This is a genomic window from Algoriphagus aquatilis, assembly GCF_042657405.1.
GTDB lineage: Bacteria > Bacteroidota > Bacteroidia > Cytophagales > Cyclobacteriaceae > Algoriphagus > Algoriphagus aquatilis.
The window spans coordinates 38,992-51,221 of record NZ_JBHSKS010000021.1; the positions used below are offsets into that span (position 1 = coordinate 38,992).

The 12,230-nt window shown below is 43.2% G+C and carries 7 protein-coding genes and 1 rRNA gene; 7 read left to right on the forward strand and 1 reads right to left on the reverse strand.

Translation table 11 applies throughout. The features are described 5' to 3' along the window. Positions 1-327 precede the first annotated feature (327 nt). The 7 genes from ACFPIK_RS17380 (at position 328) to ACFPIK_RS17410 (ending at position 12,091) form a co-directional block, all read left to right on the forward strand. Complete coding sequence (locus ACFPIK_RS17380; RefSeq protein WP_377917601.1) at positions 328-3,144, forward strand: outer membrane beta-barrel protein; 2,817 nt, start codon at positions 328-330, stop codon at positions 3,142-3,144. Positions 3,145-3,172: 28 nt separating this feature from the next. Then, the gene (locus ACFPIK_RS17385) at positions 3,173-3,916 is read left to right on the forward strand and encodes a GLPGLI family protein (RefSeq protein WP_377917603.1); all 744 of its coding nucleotides are present in this window, start codon (positions 3,173-3,175) and stop codon (positions 3,914-3,916) included. Positions 3,917-4,247: 331 nt separating this feature from the next. Continuing rightward, positions 4,248-8,546, forward strand: coding sequence for a DNA polymerase III subunit alpha (dnaE, locus tag ACFPIK_RS17390; RefSeq protein ID WP_377917605.1), 4,299 nt, complete (start codon positions 4,248-4,250; stop codon positions 8,544-8,546). A gap of 130 nt (positions 8,547-8,676) precedes the next feature. Further along, the gene (gene trxA, locus ACFPIK_RS17395) at positions 8,677-8,997 is read left to right on the forward strand and encodes a thioredoxin (protein ID WP_187177734.1); all 321 of its coding nucleotides are present in this window, start codon (positions 8,677-8,679) and stop codon (positions 8,995-8,997) included. Between the two features lie 68 nt (positions 8,998-9,065). After that, positions 9,066-10,112 carry a tRNA 2-selenouridine(34) synthase MnmH gene (gene mnmH, locus ACFPIK_RS17400; protein ID WP_377917607.1) on the forward strand — a complete coding sequence of 349 codons (1,047 nt, stop codon included), beginning with the start codon at positions 9,066-9,068 and terminating at the stop codon, positions 10,110-10,112. Further along, entirely contained in the window at positions 10,093-11,136 is a 1,044-nt protein-coding gene (gene selD / locus ACFPIK_RS17405) for a selenide, water dikinase SelD (protein ID WP_377917609.1), read from the forward strand. The genes mnmH and selD overlap by 20 nt, the downstream gene beginning before the upstream one ends. Before the next feature lie 46 nt (positions 11,137-11,182). Further along, on the forward strand, positions 11,183-12,091 hold the full coding sequence (locus tag ACFPIK_RS17410; protein ID WP_377917611.1) for a TolB family protein: 909 nt from the start codon (positions 11,183-11,185) through the stop codon (positions 12,089-12,091). Positions 12,092-12,152: 61 nt separating this feature from the next. Here ACFPIK_RS17410 and rrf read toward each other — a convergent pair. Beyond that, positions 12,153-12,230: ribosomal RNA gene (gene rrf / locus ACFPIK_RS18150) — 5S ribosomal RNA — on the reverse strand; the annotation flags it as partial.

The following is a 12,230-nucleotide window of genomic DNA, read 5'->3' on the forward strand; positions in this document are numbered from 1 at the left end:
TTACCGGATCATTGTCGAAAGGCACCATTTTGATTGAATGAATTTTGGATTGATCAAAAATGCATCAATTGAAAAAGGGAAAATGATGAGGTCTTCCTCAAAACAATAGCGAACAAGAATTGGGAATTCAAAGGATTGCAACAGCGAGTTATAAACGATAAGGACGCTCATTTTCAACTTAACCGTAGTCAATAACACCCCATTTATACCCAAGTATTTCATCTTCTTTAATGGCTTGGGCGCCAAAGTGATGAATGAATTTGATTTAAAAATGGGAACCTAGTTTTTGAAATTTATTTTATAGTTTAAAAATATAACGCCGAAAAAATGAAATTCCTCTTTTCATTCCTTCTTTTGCTTGCCCTAACTTTTACTTCGCAAGCCCAATCCAAACTGACCATACGAGGAACGGTAAAGGACACCACTAACCTGCCTCTGGATTATACCTCCGTACTTTTGTTGAGTCCCAAAGACTCGGCCTTGGTGGCATATACACTGACAAACAAGGCTGGCGAATACATCTTCAAAAATGTGGACAGGCAACCACTGCTTATCAAAGCCACCTATATGGGCTACATTCCTTTCCAAAAAGAACTGGTCTTGCCTGATTCCGATGAACTGGAAGTGGAGCAAATTCAGTTAACTCCCATTCTCCAGGAATTGTATGAGGTGGTGGTAAAAGCTGCCAAAGCCCCCCTCATGATGCGCGGAGATACGCTGGAATATGATGCCAGCAAATTCAAAGTACCTCCCGGAGCGACCTTAGAAGACCTCCTCCGCAAACTGCCTGGCATGCAAATCGATGCAGACGGAAATATTGTTGCCCAAGGCCAACGAGTCCAAAAAGTAACAGTCGATGGGCGTCGGTTTTTCGGTGGAAACACAAAAATGGCTACGCAAAACTTGAATGCAGAGTCCATCAGCAAGCTTCAACTATATGATGACAAATCAGAGCAAGCCAAACTAACCGGAGTTGACGATGGCGTAAAGGAAAAAACCTTGAATGTGGAGCTGAAAGAGGAAGCCAAAAAAGGAGGTTTTGGTAAAATTTCTGCTGCTGGAGGAACAGATGGAAGATGGTCATCCAATGGATCTTACAATAAATTCGATAAGGTAAATCAGTTTTCCATCATCGGCTATGGCAATAATGTCAACCAAACCGGCTTAAGTTGGGATGACCTGCAGGAGTTTAGAGGGAGCGGAGCATTCCAATTTGGCGACACCGGAGATTTTGGCTTCAATGCCAATGGAGGAATGATGATTATCTCTTTTTCGGGAGGAGACAGCGAGGATTCCTTCGAAATCCCCTTCAACAACCTCAGTTCGGGCTTTTCCAACAACCAAGCGATCGGGGTTAATTATAACCGCCTCAAAGACAAAAAGGATTTTAGCGGAAATTATTTCTACAGCCGAAGTGATCAAATCATCGAAAGTTTCAATTCAAGAACCACTTTCCTTCAAGATAATTCCTCCTTTACTTCCAATGACCAAAGTGCTCAGAACAACATGGCTGGACATCACCGGGCAACAATACGTTTTCAAAACGAATTGGACAGCGCCAATACCCTCACGATCAATGCCAAAGGAAGAATCAGTACACTTCGAACCTCACTCCAAAGCTTCCAGGAACTGATCCGCAGCAGCACCGAGCAAAGCCAAATGGATCGGAACAATAGATCGAATAGATGGTCTGGGTCCTTCCAAGGCACAGCAATCTTTAGACATAAATTCGAAAAAAGTGGGCGAAACTTTGCGGCTAGTATAAGTAATACCTACAACGATGCAGACCAAGATGGCATCCAAAAATCTGTTGTGGACCTAGTAAATTCTACAGATCCCAACACCTATTTTAGAAATTTAGACCAAGTGAACCAGGCCCTGAACAGCTCCAATGTGATCAAGTCAAGTTTGCTTTTTGTTGAGCCGATCAGTAAGGTTTTATTTTGGGAGTCGTTTTACAATTTCAGCCAATCAAATAGCCAAATTGACCGTCGTGTATTTGATGTAGAGACTAGTGATATCCTCCAGCTGAACCCTGATCTAAGCCGTTTTTTTGACAATCAAATCACCTATAACCGACTCGGATCGAGCATCAGGTATGCGAATAAAGGCTCAAACTTAAGCTTGGGATTAGCTGCCTCAAACTACAATTTGAACGGAAGATTCTCTGTGGAAAAGGACAGTGAGATTCTAGGCACGGTAGATAAAAGCTATCTCAATCTAACTCCAAATTTGTCCTATTGGAAGACAATGAAAGGAAACAAGCGACTCAACGCAGGGTATTCTATGGGTGTCACTCCTCCTAGTATTTCCAATCTTCAGCCTTTCAAGGATATTTCTAACCCACTGTTTATTCGCGAAGGGAACCCAGATCTACAGCCAGAGGTAAGTCATTCTTTTAATGCCGGATACAATATGTATGATCCTGCCACTTTCATTAACCTCTTTGTCTCATTGAATTCAACCTTCTACACAAGCCAGGTTGTGCAAAACCAAACTATTGATCCAGAAACCTTTGTCACCACTTTTACGGCAGGAAATGTTGCCGGTGGACAGCGGTATAATTCGTATTTAGGATTTGGATTCCCCATCGTGAAAACAAAAATGAATGCTTTTTTATCCGCTAATCCCTCCTATTCCAGAAGCTTAGCACTGATCAACTCCCAAGAGACCGAAACAAACACCCTAAGCCATAATGTAGGGGCAAATTTAGACCTGAACCCGACGGAGTGGCTGAGTCTATATGCCGGGTCATCATTCCGTCTGAGCAAAACCAAATACGTACAAAATCCCGCCCAAAATCAGGATATCGTTAATTGGAGTGCATACACAAACATGAACATCAAGCTTCCTAAGGCTTTTTATTTCGACATGAAATTCAACTACAGCCGGTTTGAAAATGAGAGTTTTGGATTTAGTCAGGAAGTACCCATTCTCAATGCATTTGTCTACAAACTCATCGGTGAAGCTAAAAAATGGGAAATCAGGCTCTCTGCCTATGACATCTTCAAGCAAAATGAAACGATCAGTCAATTTGCAGGACAAAACTTCGTTTCCAATGGAAGAATCGAAACCTTGTCTAGGTATTTCCTCCTCGGCGTGACCTACAATATGAGGGGCGTAGAAGTAAAAAATGACAGATAATCTAACACAACAGCCAAGCTCTACCACAATGAAATTAAAGCATCTAATTGCCATTGCGCTTATCCTGATCACTACAGGAGTAAAGGCTCAAAATATAGTAGGCGAAGTAGAATTCCGATATAAGATTTTCTATGATAAAATCTACTCCAGTCTACCCCATCTGACCCAACAGGAACGCGACCGAATTTTACTGACATGGGGTAATCCCGATGGCTACAGCACACGGATGAAGCTTCAGTTTTCACCTGAGAAAAGTATATATACCTATGGCGAACCTTATGAAGTACGCAGCTACTCTTGGCAAATAGAAGATTACTTCATTGAAAACAATCTTAAAGATCAGACCTATCTGAAATTCATGGACCAAATGGGCAAAACTTACCTAGTCCGTGACCGCCTTAATCCTCCTAAATGGAGGGTCATGAATGAAATCCGCGATATTCTCGGGCATATGTGCATGAAAGCCGTGAGTGAAGACCCCATCAAAGGCCAAAAAATCACCGCTTGGTTTGCTGCAGATATTCCAGTTCCTACGGGACCAGAAGAGCTATTCGGCCTACCCGGTTTGATTTTAGCCTATGACATCAACGACGGCATGCTGATCGTCGAAGCTGAGAAAATCGCTTTTGGAGAGCCTAAAGAACCCATCACTCTCCCCAAAAAAATGAAAGGCAGAGAAGTCACAGGCTCCGAATATCAGGACCTCGTGAAGAAATTTATCCAGACTTCCATCGATAGCAAGCAAGCTTGGATGTGGGAAATAAGGTATTGAGAAAGTATAAAGTTTGAACATTATTGTGCATTCAGTGCCTTCTCTGAAAGCCCAAGTGAAACCCATTTCTGGATTATACATATGAACTAGCTGATTCTCTGATTTTTTAGAAGGGAATTTCAAGGCCTTCTACCTCATTCAAAACCTGTACAATTTCAAAGTGAATCTTGAAAAATTTCAAAATTGAAAAGCATTAATAATTGACAATCAATTACTTAACTATATTTGAAAGAAAACCAGTCTCTTAGATTTTTATTTGCGACAATTCCCGCCAATCGATTTTTTGCTTGGGCTTAATCCCCTAATTTGAAGCCTCATTTACCCACCAAGTATGTACATCATTTTTGATACAGAGACCACCGGTTTGCCCCGGGACTACAATGCGCCCATGTCCGATGTGGACAACTGGCCTAGACTGGTTCAGATTGCCTGGCAGCTGCATGACGCCAGAGGTAAGCTTCTCTCCAATCATAATTACATCATCCGTCCGGAGGGATTTACCATTCCTTACAATGCCGAAAAAGTACACGGCATCTCCACCAAGCGTGCCTTGGCAGAAGGTCACGATCTGAAAGAAATCCTACAGGTATTCCGAGAGGATGTGATTCAGGCCAAATTCTTAGTGGGTCACAACATCGGTTTCGATATCAATGTGGTGGGTTCAGAATATTTGCGAGCCGAGCTCGTGATGCCTCTTGAAAGTAAGGCCGAACTTGACACCAAGGATATTTCCACGGATTTCTGCGCACTTCCCGGAGGAAAAGGAGGGAAATTCAAATGGCCAACCCTAAATGAACTTCACCAAAAACTTTTTGGAGTCGGTTTTGATGACGCGCACGATGCGGCCTATGACGTGGATGCTACGGCACGCTGCTTCTTTGGATTGATCACTCAGGGAGTTCAAAAACCTGAACCCGGAATTTTACTTGAAGAGGTAATTTATGAAGCGCCGAAGCTGGCAGAGGCCAATTTTGTCCAAGCCAAAGAAACCCAAAAGACCGCCACAAAAGATGTACTTAAACAGGCTGGCAAAGCAGACATTTCCGACCTGGCAGATGTACCTTTTACTCATCTGCATGTCCATACCCAATACTCTGTTCTTCAAGCTACCTCTGAGATTCCAGCCATAGTCGCCCGCGCCAAATCCTTGGGCATGACCGCCGTAGCCATGACTGATCACGGCAACATGATGGGAGCTTTTCACTTTGTGAAAGAGGCGATGGGAAAGGAGCTCAAACCTATTTTGGGATGTGAGTTTTATCTCTGCAGAGACCGAAAAAACAAAGCCAATAAGGATGACGGATATCAAACCGTTTTGATTGCCAAAAACAAAGCAGGATACCACAACTTAGCCAAATTGGCCTCCTACGCCAATATTGAAGGCTTTTATTATGTGCCAAGAATTGACAAAGAGGTCCTTGTCCAATACAAAGGTGACTTGATTGCTACGACCGGTGGACTTTGGGGGGAAATCCCCTACTTGATCCTGAACGTGGGAGAAACTCAGGCAGAGGAAGCATTTCTCTGGTGGAAGGATCAGTTTGGAGATGACTTTTATGTCGAGCTCAACCGCCACGGAATCCCTGAAGAAGAAAAAGTAAACGAAGTCCTTCTGGAGTTTGCACACAAGTACGGTGTAAAATATTTCGCAGCAAACAACACCTACTACAATGACAAAGGGGACGCCAAGGCTCACGACATTTTGCTCTGTGTGAAAGACGGCGAACTCGTAGAAAAGCCTAAAAAGTATATCGGAAAGCGTGGACGGGAATTTCGTTATGGTTTTCCCAACGATGAATTCTACCTCAAAAGCCCGGAGGAGATGAAGAAGCTTTTTGCGGATTTGCCCGAAGCCATCATCTGTACCCAAGAAATTGTCGACAAATGCGAGGCATACAAACTTGCAAGAGAAGTCCTTCTGCCCAAGTTTGATATTCCAGAGGAATTCAAGCATCCTGAGGACGATGTGGATGGAGGAAAGCGGGGGGAAAATGCTTACCTGCGCTTCCTGACCTATGAAGGAGCAAAAAAGCGCTACAAAGAAATAACTCCTGAAATCCAAGAACGATTGGATTTTGAGTTGGCTACAATTGAAAAAACTGGCTATCCGGGTTACTTTTTGATTGTCCAAGACTTCACCCGTGCAGCACGGGATATGGGGGTTTCTGTCGGTCCTGGTCGAGGTTCGGCAGCCGGTTCGGCAGTAGCTTACTGCGTGGGTATCACCAATGTGGATCCAATCGAATACGACCTCCTCTTCGAAAGATTCTTGAATCCGGACCGGGTTTCCCTCCCCGATATTGATATTGACTTTGACGACGAAGGACGTCAGGATGTAATTGATTATGTAATCAAAAAATACGGTTCCAATCAGGTAGCGCAGATCATTACCTACGGTACCATGGCAGCAAAATCTGCTATTCGGGATACAGCTCGGGTTCTGAATTTACCTCTAGCTGAAGCGGGCAGATTAGCGAATTTAGTACCTGACATCAAGCTGAAGACGCTTTTTGATCTTGCCAAAAACCGTCCAGCCCTACATGACAAACTCAAAGGCCAAGGCGAGCTCCTGCAAAAAGCAGAAGAATTGATTCGCATTGCACAAGGTCAAGACGAATCTGCCAAAACAGTCAATCAAGCAGCTGTATTAGAAGGATCGGTGCGAAATACCGGTATTCACGCCTGTGGGGTAATCATCACTCCTGCTGACATTACCAATTTTGTTCCGGTGGCTTTAGCCAAGGATTCAGACATGGTCTGTACCCAGTTTGACAACTCCGTAGTAGAATCCGCAGGTCTTTTGAAAATGGACTTTTTGGGCTTAAAGACCCTCACGCTCATAAAAGACGCCATCAAAATTGTCAAAGAGCGGCATGGAATCCTGTTGGACGCAGATGTTTTCCCGATTGATGATGTCAAGACCTACGAGCTTTTTCAACGTGGCGAAACAGTCGGGATCTTCCAGTACGAAAGTCCAGGGATGCAGAAATACATGCGAGAACTGAAGCCAACAGTATTTGCAGATTTGATCGCGATGAACGCTCTCTATCGTCCGGGGCCTTTAGCATACATCCCTTCGTTTATCAAGCGAAAGCATGGTCAGGAGCCCATCACCTACGATTTGGATGACATGAAGGACTACCTGGAGGAAACATACGGGATCACGGTCTACCAAGAGCAGGTCATGCTTTTGTCACAAAAATTGGCAGGATTCACCAAGGGAGAGGCAGACGTCCTGCGAAAAGCTATGGGTAAAAAGCAGAAGGATGTACTGGACAAGATGAAACCCAAGTTTGTCGAGCAGGCAGCTGCCAAAGGCCATGATCCCAAAAAGCTGGAGAAAATCTGGACCGACTGGGAAGCCTTTGCCTCCTATGCATTCAACAAGTCGCACTCTACCTGCTATGCGTGGATTGCTTACCAGACGGCCTATCTGAAGGCACATTACCCAGCCGAATACATGGCCTCTGTGCTAAGTAACAACATGAATGACATCACTCAGGTGACCTTTTTCATGGAAGAATGTAAGCGAATGGGCATTCCGGTTTTGGGACCGGATGTCAACGAATCCAAAAGTGGTTTTACGGTAAATACTGCCGGAGAAATCCGATTTGGGATGGCGGCCATCAAAGGTGCAGGTGCTGCAGCCGTAGATGAAATCATCAAGGAAAGGGAGAAAAACGGCCCTTACAAAAACATCTTCGACTTTGCGAAGCGGGTTAATTCCCGTGCTTTGAATAAAAAAACCATGGAAGCTTTGGCCATGGCAGGCAGCTTTGACTGCTTCAAAGAGCACCATCGAAGACAATACTTAGAGGCTCCAGATGGAGATGTGACCTTGATTGAAAAAGCGACGAAATATGCCCAAAAGGTTCAACAAGAGGAAGACAGTGCGCAGGTAAGCCTCTTCGGAGGAGGCGGGGGAAATGCTGAAATACCTTTACCTTCGGTGGCACCGATCGAGCCTTTCTCCCAAATCCAGCAACTGAATATCGAAAAAGAAGTGGTAGGACTTTTCATATCCGGCCACCCTTTGGATCAATACAAGTTGGAAATCGAGTCATTTACCAATACCCCGCTGACAGCCTTAGCCGACCTCGATGGCCTAAAAGGCAAGAATGAATTGAGGATGGCTGGGTCGGTATCAACCTTTGCACACCGCACCACCAAGAATGGGAAACCTTTTGGTACGCTTACCTTGGAGGATTACCATGGTTCGTTTACCTTTTTCATATTCGGCGACGACTATGTGAAGTTTAAGCAGTACTTCATGACCGGCTGGTATTTGTTTTTGACTGGAAAAGTCGAGCAAAAAAAATGGGGAAATGAAAACGAGGTGGAATTCAAGATCAACAGCATTTCGCTACTGAGTGAAGTCAGAGGAAAGATGATCAAAGGCCTCAAGGTCAATATCAATTTGGACGATTTGACCTATGACCTGATGGAAAAGCTAGAAGCCATTACTACGAAGTACAAAGGAGATGCGAAATTGTATATCGAGGTAATCGATCAACGAGAAAACATCACACTGGAGCTTTTCTCTAAAAAATATACGATCGATCCGAGTGCTGAAATGATCCAAGAACTCAACCAATTGCCTGAGGTGGTTTATAAAGTAGTAGATCGGTAATCAGGTAGATAAGTTATTGATTTAGTCGATGGGTCATTGAGAATTTATTGATTTGGATAGGAACTTATTCTAAATCAATCGGCTTTTGCTGATATATTTGAAAACAGAACCTTATTAATTCAAGAATACAATGGGAAAAGCAATTGAAATAACTGACGCCAACTTTGAAGAAATCGTCTCAGGAGATAAGCCTGTATTGGTTGACTTTTGGGCGGAATGGTGCGGTCCATGCAAAATGATCGGACCTGTAGTGGAGCAGATGGCAGCAGAATACGAAGGTAAAGCAGTAATTGGTAAAGTGGACGTGGACTCCAATCCATCCGTTGCTCAGGCATTCGGTATCCGCTCTATTCCAACTTTGCTTTTCTTCAAAGATGGAAAAATCGTCGACAAGCAAGTGGGCGCTGTTCCGAAAGCCGTCTTGGCACAAAAGCTAGACGCACAACTTTAATTCTTAATTACACTTAGATCGAAAGCCGTAAAGAACTCTTTGCGGCTTTTTTTATCTTCATCGCCTAAATGGCAGAGATACTTATATCCTTAGAAGAATTTTGGAAGCTAAGAGAGCACCTACCCTTGATCGATGCAAGGAGCGAGGGAGAATTTGCACAAAGCCAAATTCCTGGATCAATCAATCTACCTATACTTACGAATGAAGAGCGAGTGAAAGTAGGCACTTTGTACAAAGAACAAGGTTCTCTTGAAGCTACTTTAAAAGGTTTCGAACTTGTCGGTCCTAGATTTCACCAAATTCAAAAAGAAGCATTGGAGAGATTTCCTGACCGAAAAGCAATAGTCTATTGCTGGAGAGGTGGCATGCGAAGTCAAATTCTTTCTTGGCTCCTTTCGATGGTGGGCTTTGAGATTTACAGACTTAAAGGTGGATATAAAACTTATCGAACCTACACTTTTGAAAAAGTAAGGGGAAATTATCCACTATTGGTTTTAGGTGGAAAAACGGGAACAGGAAAAACCGTGCTCCTAAAAAAGCTGAAAGAATCCGGTGAACAAGTAATTGACTTAGAGGGCATAGCCCATCATAAAGGATCTTCATTTGGATCCATAGGACAAAAGCCACAATCCACGGTGGAGCAATTTGAAAATCTGTTAGCCGAAGAATTACGAGTGATGGATATTAGTGTTCCAATTTGGGTAGAAAATGAAAGCCGGAAAATTGGCAGGCTGATCATCCCTGATCGTTTTTATGAGCAAATGACCCAGGCTCCATTACTAGAAATACAGCGAACTGAAAGAGAGCGAATCGAACATATCTCTGAGGAGTACGGACAGCTTCCAGAGTCTGAGTTGATCGCAGCAGTCAAACGCTTGCAAAAACGTTTGGGCGGTCTGAGAACCCAACAGGCAATTACAGATATCCAAGAAAAGAAACTTACTTCTTGGATATCAAATCTGCTGCTGTATTATGACAAAACCTATGATTTTGACTTGCACAGGCATGTTGCGAATAAAACAGTTCATCTGGACCTAACAGGTTTCTCGATGGGCGACCAAGTTCAACTTTTATTGAACACTAAGAACAAATTTTATGGAATCCCCACAAATTAGACTCACTGAGTGGAGCGAAGGTTCAGGTTGCGGTTGTAAAATAGCACCTGCTATCTTGGATCAAATCCTGTCTGCCAGTGGGTCATTTTCTCAGATTGACCCCAACCTATTGGTTGGTAATTCCCAAAAAGATGATGCCGCAGTTTATCAGGTTTCAGAAGACTTGGCAGTCATCAACACAGTAGATTTCTTTACCCCAATTGTAGATGATCCTTTTGATTTTGGAAGAATTTCAGCTGCCAATGCAATCTCTGATGTGTATGCCATGGGGGGTAAACCCATTTTTGCCAATGCCATTTTGAGTTGGCCTGTAGAAAAAATAGCACCAGAACTAGCAGCAAAAGTCCTTGAAGGAGCAAAAAGTATCTGCAAACAGGCGGGAATTGAATTAGCAGGTGGACATTCGATCGCTGCCAAGGATCCAATTTTCGGACTTTCCGTCAATGGAATAATCCATCCTAAAAAAATAAAGACCAATCAAGGAAGTAAAGAAGGGGATCTATTGTATATCACCAAGCCAATTGGAATAGGAGTTTTAGCGACTGCGCTCAAACGCCAAAAAATTACAGAAAAGGATTATGTCGCTTTGGTAGACACTGCTTGTCGCCTCAATTCGATCGGTGAGATTCTTGGCAACCATGAAGAAGTTCATGCCATGACAGACGTGACTGGCTTTGGACTTTTGGGTCATTTAATAGAAATGACAGAAGGTGCGAATCTTTCGGCCCGACTTGATTTGTCTAAACTGCCCTTGGTCGAAGGAATTCAGGATTACATCAACCAATTCATATTCCCTGACAATACTTATAGAAACTGGAATGCCTTTAACTCCAAAGCTACAGGAGTTAAGGGAATGGACTTAGTCAAACTTTGTGATCCCCAAACCAGCGGAGGACTGTTGATTTCTGTTTCTCCAGAAAACAAAGATTGGTTTGAAACGACTATGACGAAACACAGGCAGCCTGTTTGGGAGATTGGAGAATTTTTCACAAAAGGCCCATTTGTAGTAGAGGTGGTTTCTTAATAGCTGAAAATCAAGGTAAATTGGGTATAACCAATCACCCAAAGCCATGAATTTCAAAAAACTATTTATGCCTTGCTTATCCATTTTGATAAGTTATTCGGCATGGTCCCAAACACCTGAAAACGTGACTAGCGAGCTTGTCATCCTTAATGTAAAGACAGGAGAAGAAAAATCTATACTGAAGGAGAAACGACATTTCGAAGCACCAAACTGGTCTCGTGACGGGAAATACCTATTAATCAATTCAGGAGGATTGCTCGAAAAGATTGATCTAAGCGGAAAGAATTTTGGTCATTTACATTCAGGTTTAGTCACTTCTGCCAATAACGATCACGGTTTAAGCTTTGATGGTAAAACACTCATTTTCAGCAAAAACGACAAAGGCTTAGGCTCAAGAATTTATATAATTCCAATAGAAGGAGGAAAACCAGAACTTATTACCCCTCTTTACCCTAGCTATTGGCATGGGATAAGCCCGGATGGGAAATTTCTGGCATACTGTGCCGAAAGGAATGGTCAATGGGATGTATACATCATCCCTAGTACGGGCGGTGAAGAAATAAGACTTACCAATTCAGATGGCCTTGATGACGGTCCCGAATACTCGTATGATGGCCAATGGATCTATTTTAATTCACACCGAACAGGTCGAATGCAAGTTTATCGAATGAAACCTAACGGAAGCAATCAAGAACAGTTGACTTTTGATGAATATGATAATTGGTTCCCTCATCCATCACCAGACAATCAATCCATTGTTTACATCTCCTATCTGGAAGACCAAAAAGGAGGACATCCCTTTGGAAAGGATGTTAAGCTTAGAATTAGGGATATGGTTACAAAGGAAATCAGGGATCTAACACCTGTTTTTTATGGAGGCCAAGGAACCATTAATGTACATAGTTGGAGTCCTGATGGCAATTGGATAGCCTATGTTCGCTATCATAAACCATAAATCGAAAGAGGGATAAAAACGAAAAAAGCCTTCAGGTATGAACTGAAGGCTTTTGGTTAGAATGTGGCGGCGACCTACTCTCCCGGGAGTAACCCCAGTACCATCGGCGCTGCAGGGCTTAACTTCTCTGTTCGGGATG

Excerpts from the sequence above, each read along its gene's own strand:
- ACFPIK_RS17410 (WP_377917611.1), top strand. The coding sequence starts at position 11,183 with ATGAATTTCAAAAAACTATTTATGCCTTGCTTATCCATTTTGATAAGT.
- ACFPIK_RS17380 (WP_377917601.1), top strand. The coding sequence starts at position 328 with ATGAAATTCCTCTTTTCATTCCTTCTTTTGCTTGCCCTAACTTTTACT.
- trxA (WP_187177734.1), top strand. The coding sequence starts at position 8,677 with ATGGGAAAAGCAATTGAAATAACTGACGCCAACTTTGAAGAAATCGTC.
- ACFPIK_RS17385 (WP_377917603.1), top strand. The coding sequence starts at position 3,173 with ATGAAATTAAAGCATCTAATTGCCATTGCGCTTATCCTGATCACTACA.
- mnmH (WP_377917607.1), top strand. The coding sequence starts at position 9,066 with ATGGCAGAGATACTTATATCCTTAGAAGAATTTTGGAAGCTAAGAGAG.
- selD (WP_377917609.1), top strand. The coding sequence starts at position 10,093 with ATGGAATCCCCACAAATTAGACTCACTGAGTGGAGCGAAGGTTCAGGT.
- dnaE (WP_377917605.1), top strand. The coding sequence starts at position 4,248 with ATGTACATCATTTTTGATACAGAGACCACCGGTTTGCCCCGGGACTAC.